Source organism: Hyphococcus sp., assembly GCF_965267305.1.
GTDB lineage: Bacteria > Pseudomonadota > Alphaproteobacteria > Caulobacterales > Parvularculaceae > Hyphococcus.
The window spans coordinates 2,470,676-2,495,188 of record NZ_OZ253945.1; the positions used below are offsets into that span (position 1 = coordinate 2,470,676).

General features: G+C 60.7%; 21 protein-coding genes. 6 read left to right on the forward strand and 15 right to left on the reverse strand.

All coding sequences use genetic code 11. From position 1 onward, the window contains the following. Nucleotides 1-41: 41 nt before the first annotated feature. From lepA to mutL, 5 genes are all read right to left on the reverse strand, one after another. Entirely contained in the window at nt 42-1,841 is a 1,800-nt protein-coding gene (gene lepA, locus ACQY5P_RS11660) for a translation elongation factor 4 (RefSeq protein ID WP_428407039.1), read from the reverse strand. Between the two features lie 239 nt (nt 1,842-2,080). Next, nucleotides 2,081-2,506 (reverse strand): large conductance mechanosensitive channel protein MscL, encoded by a 426-nt coding sequence (gene mscL / locus ACQY5P_RS11665; RefSeq protein ID WP_428407040.1) that lies wholly within the window; start codon nt 2,504-2,506, stop codon nt 2,081-2,083. Between the two features lie 144 nt (nt 2,507-2,650). Then, a complete protein-coding gene (locus ACQY5P_RS11670) occupies nt 2,651-3,361 on the reverse strand; it encodes a nitroreductase family protein (protein WP_428407041.1) in 711 nt (236 codons plus the stop codon). Then, nucleotides 3,327-3,956 carry a hypothetical protein gene (locus ACQY5P_RS11675; RefSeq protein WP_428407042.1) on the reverse strand — a complete coding sequence of 210 codons (630 nt, stop codon included), beginning with the start codon at nt 3,954-3,956 and terminating at the stop codon, nt 3,327-3,329. The genes ACQY5P_RS11670 and ACQY5P_RS11675 overlap by 35 nt, the downstream gene beginning before the upstream one ends. Nucleotides 3,957-4,018: 62 nt before the next feature. Then, nucleotides 4,019-5,887, reverse strand: a complete 1,869-nt coding sequence (mutL, locus tag ACQY5P_RS11680; protein ID WP_428407043.1) for a DNA mismatch repair endonuclease MutL — start codon at nt 5,885-5,887, stop codon at nt 4,019-4,021. Nucleotides 5,888-6,084: 197 nt separating this feature from the next. On the opposite strand from mutL, the gene ACQY5P_RS11685 reads away from it, so the two are divergent. The 3 genes from ACQY5P_RS11685 to ACQY5P_RS11695 all read left to right on the forward strand — a co-directional run bounded on the left by ACQY5P_RS11685 (nt 6,085) and on the right by ACQY5P_RS11695 (nt 8,274). Continuing rightward, nucleotides 6,085-6,804 (forward strand): helix-turn-helix transcriptional regulator, encoded by a 720-nt coding sequence (locus tag ACQY5P_RS11685; protein WP_428407044.1) that lies wholly within the window; start codon nt 6,085-6,087, stop codon nt 6,802-6,804. 133 nt (nt 6,805-6,937) lie between these two features. Continuing rightward, nucleotides 6,938-7,666, forward strand: coding sequence for a LuxR C-terminal-related transcriptional regulator (locus ACQY5P_RS11690; RefSeq protein WP_428407045.1), 729 nt, complete (start codon nt 6,938-6,940; stop codon nt 7,664-7,666). Between the two features lie 209 nt (nt 7,667-7,875). After that, nucleotides 7,876-8,274 (forward strand): hypothetical protein, encoded by a 399-nt coding sequence (locus ACQY5P_RS11695; RefSeq protein WP_428407046.1) that lies wholly within the window; start codon nt 7,876-7,878, stop codon nt 8,272-8,274. A gap of 166 nt (nt 8,275-8,440) precedes the next feature. On the opposite strand, the gene ACQY5P_RS11700 is transcribed toward ACQY5P_RS11695, so the two are convergent. The 9 genes from ACQY5P_RS11700 to ACQY5P_RS11740 all read right to left on the reverse strand — a co-directional run bounded on the left by ACQY5P_RS11700 (nt 8,441) and on the right by ACQY5P_RS11740 (nt 17,841). Beyond that, the gene (locus ACQY5P_RS11700; protein WP_428407047.1) at nt 8,441-8,998 is read right to left on the reverse strand and encodes a DUF3035 domain-containing protein; all 558 of its coding nucleotides are present in this window, start codon (nt 8,996-8,998) and stop codon (nt 8,441-8,443) included. Between the two features lie 92 nt (nt 8,999-9,090). Further along, complete coding sequence (gene lspA, locus ACQY5P_RS11705; protein WP_428407048.1) at nt 9,091-9,639, reverse strand: signal peptidase II; 549 nt, start codon at nt 9,637-9,639, stop codon at nt 9,091-9,093. Continuing rightward, nucleotides 9,636-12,557, reverse strand: a complete 2,922-nt coding sequence (gene ileS / locus ACQY5P_RS11710) for an isoleucine--tRNA ligase (protein WP_428407049.1) — start codon at nt 12,555-12,557, stop codon at nt 9,636-9,638. Before ileS ends, lspA begins: the two co-directional genes overlap by 4 nt. 248 nt (nt 12,558-12,805) lie before the next feature. Next, a complete protein-coding gene (locus tag ACQY5P_RS11715; protein ID WP_428407050.1) occupies nt 12,806-13,513 on the reverse strand; it encodes a hypothetical protein in 708 nt (235 codons plus the stop codon). Between the two features lie 131 nt (nt 13,514-13,644). Further along, nucleotides 13,645-14,541: a bifunctional riboflavin kinase/FAD synthetase gene (locus ACQY5P_RS11720; RefSeq protein WP_428407051.1), complete on the reverse strand. Its 897-nt coding sequence runs from the start codon at nt 14,539-14,541 to the stop codon at nt 13,645-13,647. Continuing rightward, nucleotides 14,535-15,383, reverse strand: a complete 849-nt coding sequence (locus tag ACQY5P_RS11725) for a TIGR01459 family HAD-type hydrolase (RefSeq protein WP_428407052.1) — start codon at nt 15,381-15,383, stop codon at nt 14,535-14,537. Before ACQY5P_RS11725 ends, ACQY5P_RS11720 begins: the two co-directional genes overlap by 7 nt. 60 nt (nt 15,384-15,443) lie before the next feature. After that, nucleotides 15,444-15,872: a hypothetical protein gene (locus ACQY5P_RS11730; RefSeq protein WP_428407053.1), complete on the reverse strand. Its 429-nt coding sequence runs from the start codon at nt 15,870-15,872 to the stop codon at nt 15,444-15,446. Between the two features lie 17 nt (nt 15,873-15,889). Beyond that, nucleotides 15,890-16,978, reverse strand: a complete 1,089-nt coding sequence (locus ACQY5P_RS11735; protein ID WP_428407054.1) for an EAL domain-containing protein — start codon at nt 16,976-16,978, stop codon at nt 15,890-15,892. A gap of 194 nt (nt 16,979-17,172) precedes the next feature. Continuing rightward, on the reverse strand, nt 17,173-17,841 hold the full coding sequence (locus ACQY5P_RS11740) for an OmpA family protein (protein WP_428407055.1): 669 nt from the start codon (nt 17,839-17,841) through the stop codon (nt 17,173-17,175). A gap of 333 nt (nt 17,842-18,174) precedes the next feature. Between ACQY5P_RS11740 and groES the strand changes: the two genes are divergently transcribed. The 3 genes from groES (at nt 18,175) to ACQY5P_RS11755 (ending at nt 22,417) form a co-directional block, all read left to right on the forward strand. Continuing rightward, complete coding sequence (groES, locus tag ACQY5P_RS11745; protein WP_428407056.1) at nt 18,175-18,462, forward strand: co-chaperone GroES; 288 nt, start codon at nt 18,175-18,177, stop codon at nt 18,460-18,462. 35 nt (nt 18,463-18,497) lie between these two features. Next, on the forward strand, nt 18,498-20,141 hold the full coding sequence (gene groL / locus ACQY5P_RS11750; RefSeq protein WP_428407057.1) for a chaperonin GroEL: 1,644 nt from the start codon (nt 18,498-18,500) through the stop codon (nt 20,139-20,141). A 161-nt stretch (nt 20,142-20,302) separates the two neighbouring features. Then, nucleotides 20,303-22,417, forward strand: coding sequence for an alpha/beta fold hydrolase (locus ACQY5P_RS11755; protein ID WP_428407058.1), 2,115 nt, complete (start codon nt 20,303-20,305; stop codon nt 22,415-22,417). A gap of 95 nt (nt 22,418-22,512) precedes the next feature. Here the strand turns inward: ACQY5P_RS11755 and ACQY5P_RS11760 are convergent, their stop codons facing one another. Beyond that, nucleotides 22,513-24,333, reverse strand: a complete 1,821-nt coding sequence (locus ACQY5P_RS11760; RefSeq protein WP_428407059.1) for a LysM peptidoglycan-binding domain-containing protein — start codon at nt 24,331-24,333, stop codon at nt 22,513-22,515. Nucleotides 24,334-24,513 lie beyond the last annotated feature (180 nt).

Here is a 24,513-nt window from a genome sequence, read left to right on the forward strand (position 1 = left end):
GAAGCTTATGGAGCAATCGCGGAAGGCGCAACCCAGTTTGACTAGCTGTCGATTTTGAGCGCTTTAATAAAGGCTTCCTGAGGGATTTCGACGCGGCCGAACTGGCGCATCTTTTTCTTGCCCTCTTTTTGTTTCTCGAGGAGCTTTCTTTTGCGCGTCGCGTCGCCGCCATAGCATTTCGCAGTGACGTCTTTCCTGAGCGCGGCGATGGTTTCGCGCGCAATGACGCGCCCGCCGATCGCCGCCTGCACCGGAATCTTGAATTGATGGCGAGGGATCAAGTCTTTCAGCTTTTCGCACATGCCCCGCCCGCGGAACTCCGCCTTGTCGCGGTGTACGATGATCGAGAGCGCATCGACGGGCTCGTCATTGACGAGAATCTGCATCTTCACGAGATTGCCGGGGCGATGATCGAGAATCTGATAGTCGAAACTCGCATAGCCTTTCGAGATCGACTTCAGCCGGTCATAGAAATCAAACACAACTTCGTTGAGCGGCAGCTCGTAGACCACCATGGCGCGCGAGCCGGCATAGGTGAGGTCTTTCTGCAGGCCGCGACGTTCTTCGCAGAGTTTCAGGATGCCGCCGAGATATTCATCGGGCGCCATGATGGTCGCCTTGATCCACGGCTCTTCGATATGATCGATGCGCACGGGATCGGGCATGTCCGCCGGATTGTGCAGTTCCTTTACGGTTCCGTCGGTCAGATGGAGATCGTAGACGACGCTCGGCGCCGTCGTAATGAGATCGAGATTGAACTCGCGCTCCAAGCGCTCGCGAATAATCTCAAGATGCAGAAGGCCCAGGAACCCGCAACGGAAGCCGAAGCCGAGCGCCGCCGACGTCTCCATTTCGAACTCGAAGCTGGCGTCGTTCAGGCGCAGCTTGCCCATGGCGTCGCGCAGATCTTCGAAGTCGTTGGCGTCGACGGGGAAGATCCCGCAAAAAACCACCGGGACGGAGGGCTTGAAGCCCGCCAGCGGTTTGTCGCAGGGACGGCGGTCGTCGGTGATCGTGTCGCCGACGGCCGTATCCGCGACTTCCTTGATCGACGCCGTGAGGTAACCGATCTCGCCGGGGCCGAGTTCGGCGACGGGCGTCTTCTTCGGCGTCGATACGCCCACCTGTTCCAGCGTGTAGACGGCCTTGGCGCCCATCATGCGGATGCGCATGCCTTTTTTGAGAACGCCATCGACGACGCGCACCAGAACGACGACGCCGAGATAAGGGTCGTACCAGCTATCGACGAGGAGCGCCTTCAGCGGCGCCGACGCGTCGCCCTTCGGCGCCGGCAGCCGGGTGACGATGGCTTCCAACACATCGGGCACGCCCATGCCGGTCTTAGCTGAAATCTCGATGGCGTTCGAGGCGTCGATGCCGATCACGTCCTCGATCTGCGCCTTCACGCGTTCGGGCTCGGCGGCGGGCAGGTCGATCTTGTTGAGGACCGGCACGATCTCGAGATTGACGTCGATCGCCTGATAGACATTGGCGAGGGTCTGCGCTTCGACGCCCTGGCTCGCGTCGACGACGAGCAGCGCCCCTTCGCAGGCCGAGAGCGACCGGGAGACTTCGTAAGTGAAGTCCACATGTCCCGGCGTGTCGATAAGGTTCAGAACGTAGGTCTCGCCGTCCTTCGCCGTATAGTTAAGGCGTACGGTCTGGGCCTTGATGGTGATGCCGCGCTCGCGCTCCAATTCCATGGAATCGAGCACCTGCTCCTTCATCTCACGGTCGGTGAGCCCGCCCGTCACCTGGATGATGCGGTCGGCGAGGGTCGACTTGCCATGGTCGATATGGGCGACGATGGAGAAATTGCGGATGTTTTTGAGCGGCGTCATGGGTGCGGGGCGTCAAACTTTACGGGAAAAGGGCGGACGAGCGAGGCATATAGACGTGGCCCGGCCCGAGAACAATGGGAAGGCCATGCCGCCGGCCTGCGCCGCGCCACATAAAAACCCGGCCCCCGATTGCTCGGGGGCCGGGTCTTTCTCACTGGGTAGGGGTAGTTCGGCCAAGCATGATCAGGAAAAGCGGCCGCCGGTTTTCCGTTCGATCATGCGAAATCTAAGACTCCTGATTAGGCGCGCGATTTTAACAAATCGCGAATTTCGGCGAGGAGCACCTGTTCTTTCGGCGGCTCAACCGGCGCCGCCGGCGCTTCTTCTGCCTTCTTCTGAAGGCGATTCATGCCTTTCACCAAGAGGAAAACCGCCCAGGCGACCACTAAAAACGCAATCACATTGTTGATGAAGCTGCCATAGGCGATGACTGGCGCGCCAGCTTCCTTGGCCGCCGCCAGAGACTGATACTGCACGCCGGACAGGTTGATGAAGAGATCGGAAAAATCGACCCCGCCCAACAGCAGCCCGATCGGCGGCATAATGACATCGTCCACCAGCGACTTTACGATGGTGCCGAACGCGCCGCCAATGATGATGCCGACGGCCATGTCCATGACATTGCCCTTGACGGCGAACTCCTGAAACTCCTTGATGATGCCCATATAGGCCTCCCTCTATCACCGGCCTTCTCGCGCAAGCGCGGCCTCTTTTGCGTTCTCCCCCGAGGAAAACGAATCATACTCAATTTAGGACGCTAGTGCGATTTGGGAGAGCGGCAAAGCCGAAACCATCCGCATCCGAACGGCTTAATAGACTTTCATGATGGCGGAGAGCGGCTTCTTTGTAAGTGCGTGATTGGGCACCGGCGCGTCCGGCGCCGGATGGCCGGCGACGATCAGCATATAAGGTTTCTCCGTAGCCGGACGGCCGAGCCTTTCATTCAGAAAGCTCATGGGGTTCGGCGTGTGGGTAAGAACGGCGAGCCCCGCATGATGCAGTGCGGCGATCAAAAAACCGCAGGCGATGCCGACGCTTTCATGGATGTAGTAGTTCTTTTTATCCATCCCCTCTTCAACACCGCCGCGGCGCTGCGCAAAAACAGGGATCAGCCAGGGTGCGGTTTCGAGGAAAGGCTTTTGCGCATCGGTGCCGATGGGCTCCAGCGCCTCGAGCCATTCCGCCCCTGCGCGCCCGCCGTAAAAGGCGCGCTCTTCCTCTTCCGCAGCGAGTCGGATTTCGCGTTTCAGCGCCGGATCGCCCACAAGGCCGAAAAACCACGGCTGGTGATTAGCGCCCGAGGGCGCGCGGCCCGCCGCAGCGATGCAGTTTTCCATCACCTCGCGCGGCACGGGTTTGTCGATGAAATCGCGCACCGTATGGCGGCGCTTGATGTCCTCCAGAAACGCCGCCGAGCGGGCTCGCATCTCATCTTCGCTGCGCTCCACATGATCGCCCAGCGCAGAAAGCGCCGTGAATTTTTCTTTAGCAGTCATCGTCGCCATATCTGTCCTGCGCATCTTTCACGTCTGTGCGTTTGCCGAAGAGCGCGTCGGCTTCATCAAAGAGCAACACGCCTTTGCTCGGGATTTCCTTGTAGACAAGTTCCTCACCGCTCGACGCGTCGCCGTCATGGGTGACATGGCTGGAAACGACGCGAATGGTTTTGTCGCCGTAGAACGCTTCGGAGCGAACCTCGGCGAACTCCGGATGGTTCTGAACCTGCTCCACCGCGGTAAAGCCGGTTTCGGTCGGAACGATCTCGCCGGTTGTATGAAAGCCCGCCGTGGTGAAATAATGAAAGATATATCTCTTCGCGCCTTCATCGAAAAAGATGATGGTGCGACCGCCATAGCTTCCGTTTTCCAGCTTGTGCGTCGACTGGAAGGCGCGACCGCCAAGGATCATTTCATATTTCGCGATATCGACCACCGGCTGACCGTTGGGCCCGATCCCCTCGCCGCGCCAGGCCCGGCCGGCGAGCTTCGCGAAAGGCGCCATGGGTTCATAGGGGGCGGCTTTCGCCGGGCAAGCCGCAGCAGGCTTATCAGCATGAGCAGGAACGGCGAAGCATATGGCTGCGATAGCGGCGAAAGCGGCGAGGATCGGTTTCATAACGGGTCTCCCAATATATGTATCCATAAGGTTACATATTGAGCCGGGCTGCGCAAGCATCCCTAACGCCGGCCAAAGAGCCGCTCAATATCGGCGAGCTTCAATTCGACGTAAGTGGGCCGGCCGTGATTGCACTGGCCGGAATGGGGCGTCGCCTCCATCTGGCGGAGGAGCGCGTTCATCTCCTCGGCGTTAAGACGCCGGCCCGAGCGCACCGAGCCATGACAGGCCATGGAGGAGCAGACCTCCTCAAGGCGTTCTTTCAACGCCAATCCCTGCCCCAGCGAAGAGAGATCGTCGGCAAGCGATTGCACCAGCCCCTTGATGTCGACCTCGCCCAGCATGGCGGGCGTCTCGCGCACCATCACCGCGTCTTCGCCGAACCTTTCCATGACAAGGCCGAGCGACGCGAAGTCTTCCATCAGGGGTTCGAGCCGCGCGACTTCGTCCGTGGTCAGATCAACCACTTCCGGCAGGAGAAGCCCTTGGCTCGGGACCCTTCCACCGTCGAGGGCGGCTTTCATCTTTTCATAGACGAGCCGTTCGTGCGCCGCGTGCTGATCGACGATGACGAGACCGTCCGGCGTCTGCGCGACAATATAGGTTTCATGCAATTGCGCGCGCGCTGCACCTAAAGGATGGTCGGCGGCGGACGCAGCCTCGACCGGCTCCGTACGCGCGCTTGGGGTTTGCGCGCCTTCGAAGCCGCGCGAGCGATCATGCAGCCCGGCGCCCGGATCGTGTGGCGCAAAGGTTTCCCGCGCATATGGATTTGGCCGCGGCGGCGCATAGCCGCTCCGCATAGACGCGATACTGGCTGAAGAATGCTGCGGCGTCATGCGGCCGAGGGCGTAGGAGCTCACCGTCGTCGAGGCGCGGTGCCCGGCCTCGGCGAGCGCGTGGCGAAGCGCGCCAATCAAAAGGCCGCGCACGCCGCCGGCGTCGCGAAACCGCACTTCGGTCTTGGCCGGGTGCACATTAACGTCCACCATCTCCGCGGGAAGATCGAGAAACAGCGCCACCGCCGGATGCCTGTCACGGGCGAGAAAATCCGCATAGGCGCCGCGGACTGCGCCGACAATCAGCTTGTCGCGCACCGGCCGTCCGTTCACGAACAAAAATTGCTTGTCGGGGAGCCCGCGATTGTATGTGGGCAGCCCTGCAAAACCGGAAACACGGGCGCCGTCGCGTTCCGCATTGATCGCCAGCGCATTGTCGCCGAACTCGCGGCCCATGATCGCCGCGAGTCGTTTCAGACGGCCTTTTTCTCCAGACGCCTCGGCCGGGAGGTTCAGCATCTTGCGCCCGCTGGAGGAAAGCGTGAACGCGATCTCGTGTTTCGCCATCGCAAGGCGCCGCACAGCCTCGCCCACTGCTGTCGTCTCCGCCTGATCGGATTTCAGAAACTTCAACCGCGCCGGGGTCGCGTAAAAAAGATCGCGCACCTCGATGCGCGTTCCATGCCCGCCAAACGCCGCCGGCGACGGCCCCGACATGGCGCCGCCTTCTATGCTGAGCGACCATGCTTCGTCTGCATCCTTCGCGCGCGAGGTAATGGCAAGCCGCGCCACGGCGCCAATCGAGGGCAGCGCTTCGCCGCGAAAGCCCATGGTCGCAATGTTCATGAGATCGTAATCGCCGCCGTCGTCAGGCGTCAGTTTCGACGTCGCGTGACGCTCCACCGCCAGCACGAGATCGTCCGGACCCATGCCGCAACCATCATCAATGATAGTAATGCGCGACTTGCCGCCATGGTCGATCTCGATGTCGATCCGGGTCGCGCCCGCGTCGATCGCATTCTCAACCACCTCCTTCACCACCGCGGCGGGACGCTCGATCACCTCGCCCGCGGCGATGCGGTTCACCGCCCCGGGCGGCAGCCGGCGGATGCAGGAAATGGTTTTCGGAATGGATTCTGCGCGATTCGCCATGACTGATTATGGCAAGGCGAGAACGTCTCGCAAATAGCAGGCAAGTTATGGTTTTACACAAGCGAAAACCGATTTTCATTGCGCCGTGAGCGCCTCCCCCGGTAGATTAACGTGCTGTCCTGATTTCAGCGCAGTAGGAAGTTTGTTGAAGAGCGAGGACTGGCGCAACTGACTGAACAAGTGTTCGAGGGAGAGTCGTGCGCAGTAATATTGATAGCTTCATCGAAGCAACGCTTGGCATCAATGACGTTGGGCGGCTCAAGCGGTATTTTGAATCATTTCTCGCCGATCTCGGTTACAACATCGTCAATTATCACGTTCTCGTGGAGGGCTTTAAGAGCGTTCCGCTGCATAAAGGCTTCCGTCTTTCCACTTTTCCTGAAGGCTATATCCGGTATTTCATCGACCATAAGTGTTTCGAATTCGACCCCATCATGGACGAAGCGCGGCGCCGCGGCGGTCCTATTCTCTGGAGCGATATTGCGGCGCGGCCCAATCTGACCGCCGAGCAAAGAGCGATGTTCGCAGCGGCGCGCGAGCACAAGGTGACCACGGGCGCCGCTTTCTCTATTTACGGCCGGCCCGGCGAAGTCGCTTATTTCTGTGTGGGCTCGACGGAGCGAGAGGTCGACTTCACCCGCGCGCAATTGCTGGAGCTGCAGGCCATCTGTCAGCAGATGCATCTGCGTTACACCGAGCTCTCCGGCGTCGACGGGCGGCGGAAATTGTCGCGGCGGGAAACCGAAGTGCTTGAACTGATCGCACAGGGAAAGAGCAACCCCGTCATCAGCGCCACGCTGGGCGTCTCGCCAAACACTGTGGACACGCTGGTGCGGCGCTGCTTTGACAAGCTCGGCGTCACCTCCCGCGTGGAGGCCGCCCTTGCGGGCGTTGCCATGGGCATCATTCTGCCTTAAAGGGCGCGTAAATCTTCCCTGACAAGGTAAGGAAATATTGTTTGTCCCGTGGTTATGGGACAGACAAACGGGCGCGCAGCGCTTATCTGCATCCCGTCATTTCGGACATTATTTCAGTTTACAGGAAAGAACCATGCGCGGTTCCTTGTCCACATCCGACCTCGCAGCGCGGATCGCCGGCTGCGAAGACAAAGAGACGGCTATCGCTGTATTGGCGGGCATCATCGCCGATTCTGGCGCGACATACGGGTTTCTTTACAACTTCAACTACGGCGTAAAGTCAGCCGCGGAGCGCTGGACGCCGCTTTTCAGCACGTTTCCGGCAGAGATCTCGAGCTATTACAGCGTCATGCGCTGCGCCACGGAAGACCCCTATATGCGCGCCGCCCTCAGTTCGACGGCGCCGGTCCGCTTTCTTGATGTGGAGGACGGTCTTGAGCCCTGCGGCGCGATTTCCGGGCTCTTCGCCCTATTGCGCGCGAACGGCCTTGCAGACGGCCTCGCTATGCATGTTTCCGACAAACCTGGCCGGCTCACCTATTTCTGCCTCGCCTTCGACCATGCGATTGAGGACATGTCGGAATTCGAGCGCCGGCGCATCCAGGCCTGCGCTGAAATGTTCATGCATTATGCAGGCGACCTTCTCGAGCCGGAAAGCGCCCGCGAGCTCTCACCGAAAGAACGGGAGGTTGTCGCCTGCCTCGCCCGGGGCGAGAGCAACAAGGAAATCGCCCGGCGCCTCGGCCTCTCAATCAGCACAGTCAATACGCTGGTCAATCGAAGCTTCGCCAAGCTCGGCGTCAACAACCGCACCGAAGCGGCGATCGCCGCCTGCCGGACGGGACTTTCCCTCGTCGCCTGACGGTTCTTCCCAATCTGAAAGTCTTTAAACGCCGCCTAAGACAGGATCGGCCGTAATATTTTTTAAAATTATGCGGCGGCTTCATTACATTCTTTTAATATATATAGGTCGCCTGTCCTAAGAATGTCGGTTATTTACGTGACAGACAGAGCCATAGCGGAGGCGTATGTCCCATCTCCTTTATTCATCGAGCGGCGGGAGAAACCGCGATGGACGTCGTCAGTCTTCGCAAGGAAATTACTGAGATCAGGGAACAGGCCGGCCCGCGCGCCGGCATGGCCGAAGACCATCACGAGAGGCTGTTCGAGGTTTTCCGGGAGATTGACGCCGCTATCAGCCGCTGCAGCGAAGGCGAGGACGCCGACGACAAAGCCGCGGGCCTGATCGAGGCGCAGGGCGTCGTCATGCGCACAGCGGCAACCCTGCAGGCGCGCTCCATGCGCGACATTCTCTACAAGCTCGCTTTGTGGCGCTGGGACGCAGCCGATATCGACCAGCCCGTGCAGGACATGAACCGCGCAGACGCCATCATCTACTCAGCATTTCTGGACCTCGTTAAAATGCTGGGCGAGCGCGACGTTCTCAAAGACTTCGACAAGGCAAACTGACGCCAATCGGGAAATTTTCTTTCTCCCCCGTCCCGGGAAGCGTCCATAGTTTAGTCTTGCGAGGGAGCGCGGCCTCTTCGGAGGCCGCGTTTTCTTTTTTGAGCGCCGCGCAAACAAAAACGCGGCTCGCCAGAGCCGCGTTTCATGTCTTAACTCATGACCCGGATCAGAAAACGCCGGGCAACCCAAGCGATTTCGAATTCTTGATCTCGACTTCGCCCTCTTCGCCGATCACCGCCTTGATGGCCTGATCGCGCGCAGCCATCCATTCTTCTGGATTGTCGACGCGCAATGGCGCCGCCGAGTCATCGATTTTGTCGCCGTCGAATTTCCAGAACATGATCTGGTTGGCGAGAGAGCGGTCTTTCTCGCCGCGGCCGCCATTTTCCGCAGCCAGCAATTGCCGGATCGAGGAATCGACGCCGAAGGCGTTCGCTTTGCGGAGCAGCATCTGTTCGCCGGGCGAAGGCGGCGCGGACGAGGCGTCGCCAAGCAGCACCTGTTGCGCGCGCTCCGAGGGCGACAATTCCTGGGGACGGCTTTCGCCCGGGCGCGGCGGCCTCAGGGCGTAATCGGGCGGCACGACGAGCGGCGCCTTGGTGGCGATGGCGAATTCGTCGGGCGCGGATTTCCCGCCCACCGCCTTCGAGATGCCGCAGCCGGCGGTCATCAGGGCGATCGCCGCCATGGCGCCCGCAAACCGCATCGCAGAAGCATTGATCATTTACGTCACTCCAACCTTGTCTTTAACGCCCACCCGCCGATTTGGCGCGCACTATAGCGACGCCGCCCGCCGCCCGCAAAGGCCAAACCCTGTCACGCTTGTTTTTCCGCCTTTTTCTCGGCCTGTTTCTCAGCTTGGCCCGTCTTCCAGGCGTCATAGAGCAGGAAAGCGATGCCCACATTGATCGCTGCATCGGCGACATTGAAGACCCAGGGGAAATAAAGCCCCGAAAAATCGAGGAAATCGACCACATAGCCATAGGCGAGGCGGTCATAGAGATTGCCCAGCGCCCCGCCGATGATGCAGCCGACGCCAATCACCGCCACAGGCCGTTTCAGCCGCCCGAGCCACCAGGCGAGACCCAGCGAGACGCCAATGGAGATAATCGCCAACAGCCAGCGCATGCCATGCAGCATGCCGAAGCTGGCGCCGCGATTTTCGACATAGGATAGATCGAAAACGCCCGAGATTTCGATCTTTTGAAGGCGCGGCAGGTCGATCCCGTGAACGATCCACATTTTCGACGCCTGATCGAGAATGACGATCACCGCAGCGAGCGCCAGCCCGCGCCAGAAGAGTTTGTTGGCGCGCGCTTCCGCCCACCAGTCCTTCAACCGCGCCATGGCGTCGGCGGGCGTCATGCGGTTTTCCTTGCGTCGGCGGCTTCCACCGCGTCGATGCAGCGCTCGCACAACTCCGGATGCGATTCATGCGCGCCTACTTCCGGCAGGATGCGCCAGCAGCGGCCGCACTTCTCGCCATCGGCTTCAGCGGGAACAACGGCGACCGCCTGGCTCTCGCCTTCAAGGCGGAACGCCTTGTCCGGCGCCGGCTTGCCGGTGAGCGTCGCGCCGGAAGTAATGAACAGCTCGGCCGCATCGAGGCCGTCATAGGCGTTGAGCAAGTCCGCATCGGCGACGTGAACGACCGGCGCCGCCTCAAGGCTCGCGCCGATGCGTTTTTCGCGCCGCTCTACTTCGAGCGCGCCCGTGACCACGCGGCGCACCTCGCGGATTTTTTTCCATTTGGCGCCGAGCTTGTCGTCGCGCCACGCCTTCGGCGTTTCCGGAAAAAGCTGGAGATGCACCGAGCCGTCTTCGGACGGATAACGAGACAGCCACGCCTCTTCCGCGGTGAAGACGCAGATGGGCGCGAGCCAGAGAACGAGCCGGTCGAACACTTCCGCCATCACCGTGCGCGCGGCGCGGCGGCGATTGTCGTCGGGCCGGTCGCAGTAAAGCGCATCCTTGCGGATATCGAGATAGAAGGCCGACAGCTCCAGCGAGGCGAAGTCGAAGACCTTCCTCCAGACGCCCTTGAAATCGAACTTGTCGTAACCGACGCGCACTTCCTCGTTCAGCACCGCAAGCCGGTGCAGCAAATAACGCTCCAGTTCCGGCATGTCTTTCAGATCGAGGCGTTCCGCGTCGGAGAAACCGTTCAGCGCGCCGAGCAAATAGCGCAGCGTGTTGCGGAGACGCCGGTAGGCGTCGACGGAAGACCCGATGATCTCTTTCGAGATGCGGAGGTCCTCGGTGTAATCCGAACTCGCGACCCAGATACGGATGATCTCAGCGCCGAATTCGCGGATGACTTCGTCCGGCGCCATGACATTGCCGAGGGACTTCGACATCTTGCGGCCGTCGCCATCGACGACGAAGCCGTTGGTGACGACATGGTCATAGGGCGCGCGCCCACGCGTGCCGCAGGCCTCAAGCAGCGAGGACTGGAACCAGCCGCGATGCTGGTCCGAGCCTTCGCAATAGACATCCGCCGGCCATTTCAGGTCGTCGCGTTCTTCAAGGCAGAAGGCGTGTGTCGACCCTGAATCGAACCAGACATCGAGAATGTCTTCGACCTTTTCATAGTCGTCCGCCTTGTAGCCGGACCCGAGAAACTCCTGCGGGTTCGTTTCAAACCACGCATCGGCGCCGCCCGCCGTGATGGCGTCGGTGATGCGCTTATTGACCGCTTCATCGACCAGCACGTCGCCGGTTTCTTTATGCACAAAGATGGTGATCGGCACGCCCCAGGCGCGCTGGCGCGAGATGAGCCAGTCGGGCCGGCCCTCGACCATGGCGCGAATGCGGTTGCGGCCGGCAGCGGGCGTGAAGGCGGTCGCATCGATGGCGGCGAGCGCATTTTCGCGCAGGGTTTTCCCGTTGGCCGTCGGCTTGTCGAGCGCGATAAACCATTGCGGCGTATTGCGGAAAATGACCGGCGCCTTCGACCGCCATGAATGCGGATAGGAGTGGATCAGCCGTCCGCGCGCCAGCAATTTGCCGTGCGCGATCAACTGGTCGATCACCGCCTTGTTGGCGCCGCCGTCCTTGCCCTTTTTCTTGCCCTCGATGACCAGCACCTGTTCGCCGGTGAAGCCCGGCGCTTCTTCCGTGAAGGCGCCGAACTCATCCACCGTATGCGGAATTTCTTTCTGCGTGCCGAAGGCCGAGACCCATGCGATGTAGTCTTCCTGGCCGTGACCGGGCGCAGTGTGGACAAAGCCCGTGCCGGCCTCGTCAGTGACGTGATCGCCCGCGAGCAGCGGCACGTCGAACTCGTAACCGCCGGAAAAGCCTTTCAGCGGGTGATTGCACTGAAGCCCTTCAAGGGAAGACGCGGGAACGTCGGCGACTCGTTTCCATTCGGCAATAAGCCCGGCTTTTTTAACTTCTTTGGCAAGCGCGTCAGAGAGGACCAGCTTGTCGCCGGGTTTGGACCACGGCTCAAAATCGGTCTCCTGCATCTTCGTGACTTCGTAAAGCCCATAGGAAAGTTTCGGTCCGTAACAGATCGCCCGGTTGCCGGGGATCGTCCAGGGGGTGGTCGTCCAGATAACGACCGACGCGCCTTTGAGCGGACCATCCTGCGCCGGAAACTTCACCCAGATCGTTGTCGACTGGTGGTCGTGATATTCGATCTCCGCTTCGGCGAGCGCGGTCTGCTCCACCGGCGACCACATGACGGGTTTGGAGCCGCGATAGAGAAGCCCGAGCTCCGCGAACTTTAGGAGCTCGCCGGCAATCTTCGCCTCCGACGCGAAGGCCATGGTCGTGTACGGATCATCCCAGTCGCCTTCGGGCCCGAGGCGCTTGAACTCCTCGCGCTGGATGTCGAGCCATTTCTGCGCATAGTCGCGGCACGCCTTGCGGAACTCCGCCGTCGGCACGTCGCGTTTCTTGCGGCCCTTTTCGGCGAACTCTTTCTCGACCTGCCATTCGATGGGCAAGCCGTGACAGTCCCAGCCCGGCACGAAATTGGAATCGTAACCGGCCATCTGTTTCGAGCGGACGATGAGATCTTTCAGAACCTTGGTCAGCGCCGTGCCCATATGGATATGGCCGTTGGCGTAGGGCGGGCCGTCATGGAGAATGAATTTCTCGCGGCCCGCGGCAGCCTCGCGCAGCGCCCGGTACATGCCGAGCTTGGCCCAGCGGGCGAGCAATTCAGGCTCGCGCTTCGGCAGGCCGGCGCGCATGGGAAAATCGGTTTCGGGGAGGAACAGCGTGTCCCGGTAGTCGCGCCCGTCAGAAGCGGCGCCCTTCGATGCATCAGGCATCGTCAAATCTCTCTAAAAACTCGTCGTGGAAGGATGAGGAAGGCCCGGTTGCGGGCGCCTTTGTCAAGCCTCTGGAGACCACAAGGCGGCGCCTCAGCCGAGACGGGCCGGTACGGTAGCTGGCGCGCGCCGCGCCGCGATAATGAGGATGCTTCTCACCATGGCCGCCCTCTTATCAGGCGGGGGCTTGAAACCCAACAAAAAAGCGCGCCACAAGGGCGCGCTTCCTGTCTCGGGTCAAAATCGGCCTAAATCAGCTCCAGCCGGTAGACGCGGCCTTCGCTCGCTTCGCAGGACATGGCCCGCGACCACATGTCGGCGCCGCGCGAAGCGGTCACCGTCGCGGTCATCAGGAGCGCGCCGCCGCGATCCTCCACGGTTTCAGGCCGGTAAGGCGCCGACACAACAAAGCCGCGCTCACCCAGAGCGCCCCGGGCGTGATCGAGACAGACCCGATAGGCCGCCGCCGCCGAAATCGGACGCGGAGCGCGGTCATAGGCGGTGTCCGGCGTTCTGTAGGCCGGCGGCCCGCCATAGGCCGGCTCCCCGCCGGCAAGACCGCTGCCGTCATAGTCGTCGTAATCGGCGCCGCGATCGTCGTAATAGGCCCCATTATCATACCGGTCGTCATAGCGGCGCTCATCGGCGCGCCCGTCATAATAGCCGTCTTCATAGGCGCGCTCGCGGGCGCGGCTTTCATAGTAACGATCCTGGTAATAACGGTTTTCGTAATAGCGGTCGCGGGCGCGGTCCTCTGCGAGCTCATTCAGGATGATCGCGCCGCCGATGACGCCGAGCGCGATCGCTGCGCCCTTGCCGCCCCCGCCATGACCATGATGGCCGTGATGACGGTGATGTCCATGATGGCCGCCGTGATAGCCGCCCGCAGACGCGGTCGAAACGGCGCCCAACGCCAGACTAGCCGCTGCGAGGGAAAGGATGAGTTTACGGGCCATAACGCCTCCCGATGCCGCTGGAAAACGGCGGAAAAACTGAACCATGAGACCATTTTCTCGCGGTTTGTGTCGACAATGAGGCAAAATATATGCCGCGCAAAGCCGCTGGCGCACGTTAGCGCGAGCGGATGTTAACCGAGAACCGCCCGCGCCTTGAGGCAATCCTCGGCGATCTGAGCCTTCAAGGCGTCGAGCCCATCGAATTTCCGCTCGTCGCGCAAGAAACTCACAAAGGCGACCTCAATCTCTTTGCCATAAAGGTCGCCTTCGAAATCGAAGAGGAAGGTTTCAAGGAGCGGCGCGCTCTCGCCCACGGTCGGACGGCGGCCGAAATTCGAGACGGAGCCGTGAGTTTTGCCGTCGACTATTGTGCGGGTGACATAGACGCCTTTGCGCGGCTCGATGAGCTCGCCCAGCGTTAGATTGGCCGTGGGGAAACCGATACTGCGCCCGACCTTGCGGCCTTCAGCGACAACGCCCGTCACCGACCATTCCCGGCCCAGCATCTCGGCGGCTTTATCGACCTCGCCCGCCTGAAGCGCGGCGCGCACTGCGCTCGACCCGAATTTTTCCGCATCCGGATTTTCGGCGAGAACGTCGACGAGCTTTACTTTCATGCCCGCCTCCTCGCCGAGCGCTTTCAGTGCGGCGCCATCCCCGGCGCGGCCCTTGCCGAAACGGAAGTCGGCGCCGGTGACGACGCCTGCGAGACCGAGCCCGTCTTTCAGCACGCCTGTGACGAATTCTTCCGGCGTCATGGACGCAAGAGTTTTGTCAAAGGTCAGCGCAAAAATCTCTTCGGCGCCTGCCGCGCGCAACAGGGCGTCGCGCTTGACCGGCAGGGTCAGCAGAAACGGCGGATCGTCGGGCCGGAAATACCGGCGCGGATGCGGCTCGAACAGAACCACGCCCGGCGCGGCGCCATGGTCGCGCGCGAAGTCCGCCGTCTGTTGCAGCAAATATTGGTGACCTCGATGCACGCCGTCGAAATTGCCTAACGCAGCGATGATCTTTTTGGCGCCTACCACTGCAGCGCCTCCGCCGCGCCGATGGCGCTGAGCCCCGCTTCTTCGAGCTTCTTCGAAATCGCAGCCGCATCTCGCGCGCCTTCATGGACGCCGCCGTCCCCGGCGATGAAAAGCACGTCGAGCTTCTGATCATTGGCGCCGAGAATATCGGTCTTGAAACCGTCGCCGACGGCGAGAATGCGCGCGCGGTCCGTGGGCCCGCGCAACTCTTCAATCCGCTTCAAGGCGAGATCGTAAATCGGCGGATAGGGCTTGCCGCCGTAAATCACCTCGCAGCCGAGATCTTTGTAGATCTCGGCGAGCGCCCCGGCGCACCAGATCATCCGTCCGCCCCAGTTCACCACGATGTCGGGGTTGGCGCAGATCATGGGCAGGCGTTGCGCCGCTGCTTCTTTTAAAAACTCCCGGTAATCATCGGGCGTTTCATGAGCGTCGTCCTTCATCCCCGTGCAGATGATGAACTCGGCTTCTTCGAGCGGGCGGAAGTCGATCTTGAGCCCTTCGAACAAGGGATCGTCTTTCGCGGGACCGAGCTTGCAGGCCGGGGCCGGCAGGCGCGCCTCGATCGCGGCGCGGGTCGCGTCGCCCGAGGTGACGATGTCGTCCCAGCAATCGCGCGGCAGACCGATCCGGTCGAGTTGCGCGGGGATCACCCATGACGGGCGCGGCGCGTTGGTCAGGATGATGACGGGCCCGCGCGTTTCGCGAAATCGCCGCAGCGCGTCCGCGACGCCGGGAAACAGCATGACCCCGTCATGAATGACGCCCCACGCGTCGCATAAAAGCGCGTCATAACGCGCTGCGACAGCTTCAAGCGATGAAATGACGGCGATGTCGCTCATAAGGCTCAAGGCCGATAAGGCCGATGCCCCAACCGGTCAAGCGCTCCTGTCAGGCTTCCTTCATCCGTTACGCCCGCCAAGGGATAGACGCCGCCGCATTTCGGTAAAGGGATCTTCGCCCTTGCGACGGCACCAGTCTTGCGCGGCCTCAGGGTCTATGAATGTCTGCGCCGACCATGTGGTGCGGTTGATGAGATCGAGATAGATTTTGAGCGCCGCGTCGAAACGGCCGTCCGGCACGATGAACGCGACCCGGACGGCAGGCGTCGAGATGCTGGCGGCGCCGTCAATGGCGGCCGTCAGCTCCTGGTCATGCGGGGGAAAGTCGAGGCGCGTCACCTCGCGCAGATCGATGAGCTGGTAGATGGCCTGATCGGCGCGGGGATCGCCGTAAAACTCTGCGTCGGCGCGCCGCGTCTCCGCCGCCGTCACATCGCCGTAATAGCGCCAATGGACGCCGCGCTCGCTCCATGTTGTTTCATAGGGCATTTCGAGCCTCCCGTTCCTCAGGAAGCGGCGGCAAGCTCCGTCACTGTGGCGGGCTTGTCCTGTTGCAGATAATCGCTTGCGATGCGGGGCGGGCCGAAGAGGGCTCCCTGACCGTAATCGATGCCGAGCTTCAGGATTTCCGGCATCTGCTCTTCATATTCGACTTTCTCGACGATCAAGTCGATTTCATTCTCGATCAGCGCTTTCTTGAAAGCGCGGATGCGGGCCTGGCCCACATCGCCCTTGCAGCTTTCGCTCAAGAGCAGGGCGCCGGACGCCTTCACATAACGGAAATTCTGTTCGCGCAACGCTGTCCAGTTCAGGTCGAAGCGGCGGATGTGATCCACGGAAAAGGAAAATCCGCGATCGGCGACGAGGCGGAGGTTTTTCTTCACCCGGTCGTGCATCATTTCGACCGCAGGATAGGTGAACTCGAACACAAGCCGCTGGGCGAGATCTTCATTGGCGTCGAGATAATCCGTGAAGCGCGTGAAGAAGTCGACGTCGAAAATGGTCGCCGGCGAGATATTGCAAAAAATACGGTATTGCGCGCTTTTGGGCCCGAGCTGGCGCAGCGCCTGAACCGCACGCAACAAGATCATGTTGTCGATGACGCCAATGCGGTTGGCGCGCTCGGCCGCTTCGATATAGTCCCCCGGCTTGATGACGCCGCCGTCTTCGCGGCGCAGGCGCGAGAACGCCTCAAAGCAGCGTATTTTGCGCTGGGGCAGACTGACGATAGGCTGAAGGTAAAGATCGATGCGATCGTTTTCGATGGCGTCTTTTACAAGTTCAAGAGCGTGTGCGTCTTCGGCGGCGGCGTCGGATACGGGTTCGAATTGAAGCGACGGCGGCGTTTTCGCAGGCGACGGCCGGAACCGATCGACGAGATTTTTCAAGAGTTCGATTTCCTGCTGCGCGCGGCTCAGCGCGAAACCCGCGCGCGCATGAAGGATCAGCGTCACCACAAGCGCGGCAGCCAGCCAAATCTCCAGATCGGGTTTGAAATCAGCCCGGAACGCCGCCACCAACAGAAAGGCGCCCGCCGCTCCGGCGGCGAACAAGACAGCGGCGCAATAGCGCGAACTCTTCTGGCGTAGATTCATCCCGGCGCCCCGTATTTCCCGTTCCACTTCGCCACCTCTCCCCGGTTGCGGCAGACCGGAGCGTTTTTAGGAAAACTCTCTAAAAAAGCGCTTAAGTTTCGCGGGAGACAGGCGCGTACACGGGAACCAAACATGAAAAAACCCCGCGACAGGGGCGCTGTCGCGGGGTTGCGTTTGCCGCCGTTAAAGGACGGTTAACTGTTGAACTGGCTCTCGATGGGATCGATGACGATTTCGACCCGGCGATTGGCTGCGCGGCCATATTCGGTCGAGTTGTCCGCGATCGGATTGCTCTCACCGAAACCGACAGCTTTAAGGCGCGCCGGGGCGACGCCTTGCGCAGCAAGATAGTTGGAGACGGAAAGCGCGCGGCGCTCCGACAAGGCCTGATTGTAAGAGTCAGAGCCCGTCGAATCCGCATGGCCGTAAACACTGATGGAGGTCTTGTTATACTCTTTCAAGACCAGCGCGACGGAGTTGAGAGTTTCGTAAAAGCCCGGCGTGATGTCCGACTGGTTCACCGCAAAAGTGATGTCGGAGGGCATGTTGAGGATGATGTTGTCGCCGTTGCGGGTGACCGAAACGCCTGAATTAGCGAGACGTTCGCGCAGTTTCGCCTGCTGGCGGTCCTGATAGACGCCGATGCCGACGCCCGTGGCCGCGCCGACGCCAGCGCCGATGATCGCGCCTTTTTTGGCGTCGCCTGCTATTGCGCCGACAATCGCGCCTGCAGCCGCGCCAGCGCCGGCTCCCGCGGCGCCCGACGTCACCGTCCGGCTGGCGCGCTTTTCGCCTGTATACGGGTTGGTGGTGCAGCCGACCGCAAGAACTGCGACCGACGCGAGAATAAGTGCTTTGCGCATTGCTGTTGCTCCTTTCAGCGTTGCAATGACCGGTTCGTCCGGGCGGCCCCTCGCCTCCCGCACGCCTTGAAAAGATCGGCCGGAATATGGGCCGATTGGAGGCGTGGCGCCATTAAAAACAGGTAATTGGCTAGAAAGTTGCTCACATTCGCGAGACATTTCTCGCCATCCCGCGGCCGTCCTTGCGTGCGCAGCCCCTTGACGGGTTTCCCTGGGGCTCCTAAATCGCCGCTAGCACTCACCGGGGGTGAGTGCCAACAGGCGCTCCGCCGCCTGTTTTCCAGATTAACCTGTTGTTTTTATTGAAAGACACAGCTTAGGGAGACCTATCACATGGCTTTTCGGCCTCTCCATGACCGCGTGCTGGTCCGCCGCATCGAAGAAGACCAGAAAACCGCGGGCGGCATCATTATTCCCGACACCGCCAAGGAAAAGCCCCAGCAGGGCGAAGTTGTCGCGGTCGGCAATGGCGCGCGCGGCGACGATAACGAACTCATCCCGCTCGACGTCAAGAAGGGCGACAAAATCCTGTTCGGCAAATGGTCCGGATCGGAAGTGAAGATCGACGGCGAGGAGCTCCTCATCATGAAGGAGTCAGACATCCTCGGGATCATCGGCTAACCCCATCAAAAAAAGAGTTTTAAGGAGAAGCATCAATGGCTGCTAAGGAAGTCAAATTCGACGTCGATGCGCGCGAGAAAATGCTGCGCGGCGTCGACATCCTCGCCAATGCGGTGAAAGTGACGCTCGGCCCGAAAGGCCGCAACGTCGTCATCGAAAAATCGTTCGGCGCCCCGCGCACGACGAAAGACGGCGTCACCGTCGCGAAAGAGATCGAGCTTGAAGACAAGTTCGAAAACATGGGCGCCCAGATGGTGCGCGAAGTCGCGTCGAAAACCAATGACGAAGCCGGCGACGGCACGACCACCGCAACCGTTCTCGCCCAGGCCATCGTCAAAGAAGGCGCGAAAGCCGTCGCCGCCGGCATGAACCCGATGGATCTGAAGCGCGGCGTCGATCTCGCCGTCGCTAAAGTCGTCGAGGAAATCAAAGCCCGCGCGACCAAAATCGCCTCCTCGTCCGAAATCGCCCAGGTCGGCACGATTTCCGCCAATGGCGAAAAAGAAATCGGCGAAATGATCGCGAAAGCGATGGAAAAAGTCGGCAATGAAGGCGTCATCACCGTCGAGGAAGCCAAATCCCTCGAAACCGAACTGGAAGTCGTCGAAGGCATGCAGTTCGACCGCGGCTACCTGTCTCCCTACTTCATCACCAACGCCGACAAAATGGTCGCGGAGCTCGAAGATCCGTACATCCTTCTCCATGAGAAGAAGCTGGCGAACCTTCAGTCCATGCTGCCGCTCCTCGAAGCGGTCGTGCAGTCGGGCCGTCCGCTCCTTATCATTGCGGAAGACGTTGAAGGCGAAGCCCTCGCGACCCTCGTGGTCAACAAGCTGCGCGGCGGCCTAAAAATTGCTGCAGTGAAAGCGCCTGGTTTCGGCGACCGCCGCAAGGCGATGCTCGAAGACATCGCGATCCTCACCGGCGGCCAGGTCATCTCCGAAGACCTCGGCATCAAGCTTGAGAATGTCACGCTCGACATGCTCGGCCGCGCCAAGAAAGTCTCGATCAACAAGGACGACACGACGATCGTCGACGGCGCCGGCGAAAAGTCGGACATCGAAGCCCGCACGTCGCAGATCCGCAAGCAGATCGACGACACGACCTCCGACTATGACCGCGAAAAACTGCAAGAACGTCTGGCGAAACTCGCCGGCGGCGTTGCGGTCATCAAAGTCGGCGGTGCGACGGAAATCGAAGTGAAAGAGCGCAAGGACCGGGTCGATGACGCGCTCAACGCAACCCGCGCGGCCGTCGAAGAAGGCATCGTGCCGGGCGGCGGCACTGCGCTTCTTTATGCGTCGAAAGCGCTTGACGGCGTCAAGGGCGAAAACGCCGACCAGAACGCCGGCGTCAATATCGTGCGCCGTGCGGTTCAGGCCCCGATCCGTCAGATCGTCAAGAATGCTGGCGGCGAAGGCTCCATCGTAGTCGGCAAGCTGATGGAGCAGGACAACTTCAAGTTCGGCTTCAACGCCCAGACCGACGAATATGTCGATCTGATCGCGGCCGGCATTGTCGATCCGGCGAAAGTCGTCCGAACCGCGCTTCAGGATGCGGCCTCTGTCGCCGGCCTCCTGATCACGACGGAAGCCATGATCGCCGAAGCGCCGAAGAAAGACTCTGGCGCTCCGGCCATGCCCGGCGGCATGGGCGGAATGGGCGGCATGGATTTCTAAGAAATCCGCTCAAAAAGTTCAGTTGCGTAAGAAAAAGGCGGTCCACACGGGCCGCCTTTTTTGCTTTGCACACTTTCCCGCATAACGGGAAAAAGCGCACAACATTTGCGCTTGGCCCGCCTTTTGATAGTCTCCCGCGCGGGGCTAAGCGGGGTTTACTCATGACGGCATTCTGGCGCGCCGGGCGCGCAGCTTTCCTGTCTTCCATTTTTCTTTCATCGGCTGCGCTGGCGCAGCAGGACGCAGAGCCGGCGGAAAACGCACCCGACGTTACCGAGGAAGCGGCGGAAGCAATGGCGCCTGCGCCCGATATTTTTGCGCGCGACACCTTCCGCCTGCGCACCATCGTCTGCCCCTTCAAAGGCAAGATCGATTACAAGGGCGGCGAAATCTCCTGCAGCCTTCTGGAAGTTCCCGAAAACCGCGAGAAAGCGCGCTCCCGCATGATCGAGCTTCATGTGGTGAAGCTTCATGCGCGCCAGCCCGATGATTGGGATACGGAAGAAAAAGGCGAGTGGACGAAGCGCGAAGACCCGATCGTCTATCTCACTGGCGGCCCCGGCGCGCAGGCCGCAGGCTATGTCGACAGGTTCAAAGATCACGGCATCCGCGATGCGCGTGATCTTTATATCCTAGAACAGCGCGGCATCGGCTGGTCCGCGGATTTCTGTCAGGATTACGCTCTCTTCGATCCGTCGGCGGCGAATTCGCCAGACTGGGCGACTTATCAGCAGGCCGGGCTCGACGCCATGGACGCCTGTTTCGCCAAGGCGAAGGCCGCGCGCGTCGATCTGTCGGGCTACAACACCATCGAGAACGCCCGCGACGTCCACGCCCTGCGCCAGGCGCTCGGCTTCGATCAATGGAACGTCTGGGGCATTTCCTATGGCTCAATCCTGGGACAAGCCTATCTCAAGCAAGATCCCGAAGGCATCCGCGCCGCGGTGATCGACGCCATCGTCCCCTTACAACAGGACGTCACGTTCCACCACATTGCGCGCTATTACGACCGCGATCTCAACTTGCTGGAAGCCGCCTGCCAGGAAGACGGCGCCTGCGCGAAGGATTTCCCGAATCTCGTTGAAAATTACAAAGCAGCGATTCGCAAAGCGGCTGCCGGCCCGATCGAAATCGACGCCATCGACAAGGAGCTTTATCCGAGCGGGAAAGCCTATATCTTCCACGACCTTTTTGGAGCGGCGCCGTTCTCGCTCTTCTACGAACAGAAAAACTACCCGTCGCTGCCGGCCTTTATCGCGGCGCTGACGAACATCGTCGAGGAGGAAAATTACGACGCGCTTCGTCTTCTGACAGCTGGCGGGCCGGGCGGCGATTTCAGCATCAGCCAGGGAATGTACAACGCCATTTCCTGCAATGACGGCTGGGCGCCGATGATTAAAAAAGCGTTTGAAGAAGACGGTGTCGACTATCCCGTCCTTTCCATGATTTTCGGGGACCCCTCGCTCGCCGATCAGCAGGAGCAAATATGCCGCCGATACGGCGCCAATGCTCGGCCCGCAGAAGATTATCTCCCCGTAGAAACGAACATTCGCACGCTCATCGTTGAGGGCCAGATGGACCCGATCACGCCGCCGCCGCTGGCGCAGGTCATTTTGCCCGGTTTTTCCAACGGCACCTATGTGGAGTTTCCCTATGCCGGACACGGACCCACGCGGTCCGTCAAATGCGCCGGGGATTTTCTGAACAAGTTCTATGACAATCCCGAAGGCGAGCTCGATCTTTCCTGCCCCGAAAGCATGGAGCGGCCGGAATTTGCCGGGCCGATGTTTGAAACGAGCGGGCTTACGAGACTCGCCGCAAACTTCGCCGCGGACAAAAAATCCATTGCGCTTCCCGCGCTGTGGATCGGCCTTGCTGCGCTGATCTTCTTCTTCGGCGCGCTCATCTACACCTTTGCGCCGGTGGCGCGGGTCATCAACCGCTCCGGCGCACTGCCCACGGGCGGCGCCCGCCTCGTCGCGTGGCTGACGTCGCTGGCCGGCGCGGGCGCGATTGGCGGGATCGCCGCCGGCGCCGCCATGGCGGCGCAGGAAAACCCGCTCTTCCTCTTTGTCGGCCTTCCCGGCTGGACGAAACTTGCGGCCATGGCGGGCCTCGCCGCGGGACCGCTCGGGTTGCTCCTGCTCTGGCTCGCCTTCAAAGCGCGCATGACGCAGCCGCTGCCCATCGGCGTGACGCTCGGCCTTCTCCTGACCGGCGCCGCGGGCGTCGCCCTTGCGGCCTGGATCGCGGTATTGGGCTTCCTGCCGTTCTAAAAGGAAAAAAGAGGCGGCTCTTGCGAGCCGCCTCACTCAACGCAGCGCCTGTCGAGGGGAGGGGATTTGAGAGGCTGCGTGAATAAATTTCTTTCCTACCAGGGCGCCGATTCCACATCGTAAACCTGCACCGTTTCCGCCTGGCCGCAGATGCGATCGTCTGCCTGAACGGAGCCGCGCACCAGAACCCGGTCGCCGTCATCGAACCCTTCGAGATCACCGAGCAGAGTAAAGAGATTGCCCGAGTCGTCGCGCATCGCCGGACAGTTTTCGCCTTCATCGGTCAGGATGCCGACGATTGCGGACGATCCCGCAGCGTCGATTCCACCGACAGCGTTCGGCGTCACGCCCGTTTCGTAGTTGGCGTTGCGGCGGCGGAAGCGGCTAAAAATTCCGCCATTATTGTCGGACGACCAGATTTTCGAATCCTTGCCGCGTTCAAGGCGGTTTGGCGTCAGCGCGCTGGTCTCGTAACGGCCGTCAATATAGCCGTCATAACCTTCGCTGCTGGAAAGGGATGCGCCCTGATAACGCGCCTCGGGATCAAGCACCCTCACCTGCTCCGAAAGGATGGTCCGCGGACCGTCTTCAATAGCGGCGACGAAAATCACATGGCCGCCAAGTCCGCTTTCAGGGGGCTCCACATCAGCGGTGAACCGTCCGCGCGGGCCCGTGCGAATTTCTGAAACTTTTTCAAGTTCATTGCGGTTCGGGCCGCCATAGATTGAGATCGGCGTGTCGGGCGGAAATCCTTCGGCGCGAAGTTCGATCCGGTCGCCCCAGTAAACGCTGTCCTGCACCGCCTGCATTCTCGCGCCGTTATAAACAGGCGCGCTTGTATCAAGAGGAGCATTGGAAGCGATGTTCCGGTTTTGACGCGCCTCAATCGCATAGGCTTCGCTCATGATGTAGTCTTCATATTTGTCATTGCGAAGCGCGAAATATGCCTGCTCCCGGTCGTAAGTGTCCGGCAGATTGACGATCTCGTTGATGCGTCCGTCACCGTCGGTTTCAACGATTTTCAGTTTGGTGAGGTTGTTCCGGTCATCGCCGAAAAACACCGTCACTTTCTCGCCTTGGCGGAAATTGTCGCCAATGACGCGGATTTTCCCGTCCCGGGGCCCGCGCGCCGGAGAAATTGAGATCAGCGGGGGCGCGTCCTGATAATAGACATAGTCCCGGCGCTCCCGGTCACGCGGCGAGGTGCGCGCATAGTCTGGCAGATAAATCAGCTGCCCGACCTCAAGGCGGCGCGGTTCGACGCTCGGGTTCAAACGGTAAAGCGTGTAAAGCGGCACATCGAAACGCCATGCGATTTCGGCGAGCGTATCGCCATGGCGAATCCGGTAAATGTCGCGGTCCTCGTATTTTTCGATCCAATTCGCCTCTGCGTAATCGCCGCTGAAATCATCGCGATAGGCATAATTATAGTAGCGGTCATCGCTCGCTGTGCGCGTGCGATAAGCAGCGCCTTCGTAAACTTCACCCTTCACGGCGGGGATGTATAGAGTTTCGCCGGCGGAAACGCTGCGCGGGTTGCGTATCTGATGATTAGCGCGAATGATCGCCTCAACAGGGACGTCGCAATATTCGGCGATATCGGAAAGCGTTTCGCCGCGGTAAATCGTAACTGACTGCTCGCAATTGCCATCGAGCTGTTCGGCGCGGCGCTCGCCATAGCGGCGATGGGCGTCGCGGGCGGCGTCGATTCCATGGTCGCCAGGCTTGTAATCCGTGCGATCTGTATACGACGTTCTGCTGTAATAATTGTTATCGTAGACGGTGTCGTAATAGCTGTCTTGGCCCGCCCTGTAGTCGGAATAATACTGGCGGTCATTTGATGCGCAGGCGGCGCTCAGCGCCAACAGGCTGACGGCGGCGGTTTTGAATAAAAGTCTGGATCTGGCGTGCGTCATAACGGCGCCCCCTTTTTCAAGCGGCAAAAAAATAAAATCTGTCAAAGCAGCGGTGAATTAAACGCCCGCGCTGCAAGCTGGTGACTGGTTAACAGCAGGTTTATTGATTTGTTCCAGCGCCCTTTTGAAGTCTATGCTGCGAGCCTATTGCGCCAGACCGCGCACGCTCTTTCTGCTTGC

What these genes read in the sequence shown, in the direction of transcription:
- ACQY5P_RS11715 (WP_428407050.1), bottom strand. Translation starts at nt 13,513, where the DNA reads ATGGCCCGTAAACTCATCCTTTCCCTCGCAGCGGCTAGTCTGGCGTTG.
- ACQY5P_RS11695 (WP_428407046.1), top strand. Translation starts at nt 7,876, where the DNA reads ATGGACGTCGTCAGTCTTCGCAAGGAAATTACTGAGATCAGGGAACAG.
- ACQY5P_RS11690 (WP_428407045.1), top strand. Translation starts at nt 6,938, where the DNA reads ATGCGCGGTTCCTTGTCCACATCCGACCTCGCAGCGCGGATCGCCGGC.
- mscL (WP_428407040.1), bottom strand. Translation starts at nt 2,506, where the DNA reads ATGGGCATCATCAAGGAGTTTCAGGAGTTCGCCGTCAAGGGCAATGTC.
- ACQY5P_RS11740 (WP_428407055.1), bottom strand. Translation starts at nt 17,841, where the DNA reads ATGCGCAAAGCACTTATTCTCGCGTCGGTCGCAGTTCTTGCGGTCGGC.
- ACQY5P_RS11675 (WP_428407042.1), bottom strand. Translation starts at nt 3,956, where the DNA reads ATGAAACCGATCCTCGCCGCTTTCGCCGCTATCGCAGCCATATGCTTC.
- mutL (WP_428407043.1), bottom strand. Translation starts at nt 5,887, where the DNA reads ATGGCGAATCGCGCAGAATCCATTCCGAAAACCATTTCCTGCATCCGC.
- ACQY5P_RS11760 (WP_428407059.1), bottom strand. Translation starts at nt 24,333, where the DNA reads ATGACGCACGCCAGATCCAGACTTTTATTCAAAACCGCCGCCGTCAGC.
- ACQY5P_RS11725 (WP_428407052.1), bottom strand. Translation starts at nt 15,383, where the DNA reads ATGAGCGACATCGCCGTCATTTCATCGCTTGAAGCTGTCGCAGCGCGT.
- ileS (WP_428407049.1), bottom strand. Translation starts at nt 12,557, where the DNA reads ATGCCTGATGCATCGAAGGGCGCCGCTTCTGACGGGCGCGACTACCGG.
- groES (WP_428407056.1), top strand. Translation starts at nt 18,175, where the DNA reads ATGGCTTTTCGGCCTCTCCATGACCGCGTGCTGGTCCGCCGCATCGAA.
- ACQY5P_RS11700 (WP_428407047.1), bottom strand. Translation starts at nt 8,998, where the DNA reads ATGATCAATGCTTCTGCGATGCGGTTTGCGGGCGCCATGGCGGCGATC.
- ACQY5P_RS11755 (WP_428407058.1), top strand. Translation starts at nt 20,303, where the DNA reads ATGACGGCATTCTGGCGCGCCGGGCGCGCAGCTTTCCTGTCTTCCATT.
- ACQY5P_RS11730 (WP_428407053.1), bottom strand. Translation starts at nt 15,872, where the DNA reads ATGCCCTATGAAACAACATGGAGCGAGCGCGGCGTCCATTGGCGCTAT.
- lspA (WP_428407048.1), bottom strand. Translation starts at nt 9,639, where the DNA reads ATGACGCCCGCCGACGCCATGGCGCGGTTGAAGGACTGGTGGGCGGAA.
- ACQY5P_RS11670 (WP_428407041.1), bottom strand. Translation starts at nt 3,361, where the DNA reads ATGCGCAGGACAGATATGGCGACGATGACTGCTAAAGAAAAATTCACG.
- lepA (WP_428407039.1), bottom strand. Translation starts at nt 1,841, where the DNA reads ATGACGCCGCTCAAAAACATCCGCAATTTCTCCATCGTCGCCCATATC.
- groL (WP_428407057.1), top strand. Translation starts at nt 18,498, where the DNA reads ATGGCTGCTAAGGAAGTCAAATTCGACGTCGATGCGCGCGAGAAAATG.
- ACQY5P_RS11735 (WP_428407054.1), bottom strand. Translation starts at nt 16,978, where the DNA reads ATGAATCTACGCCAGAAGAGTTCGCGCTATTGCGCCGCTGTCTTGTTC.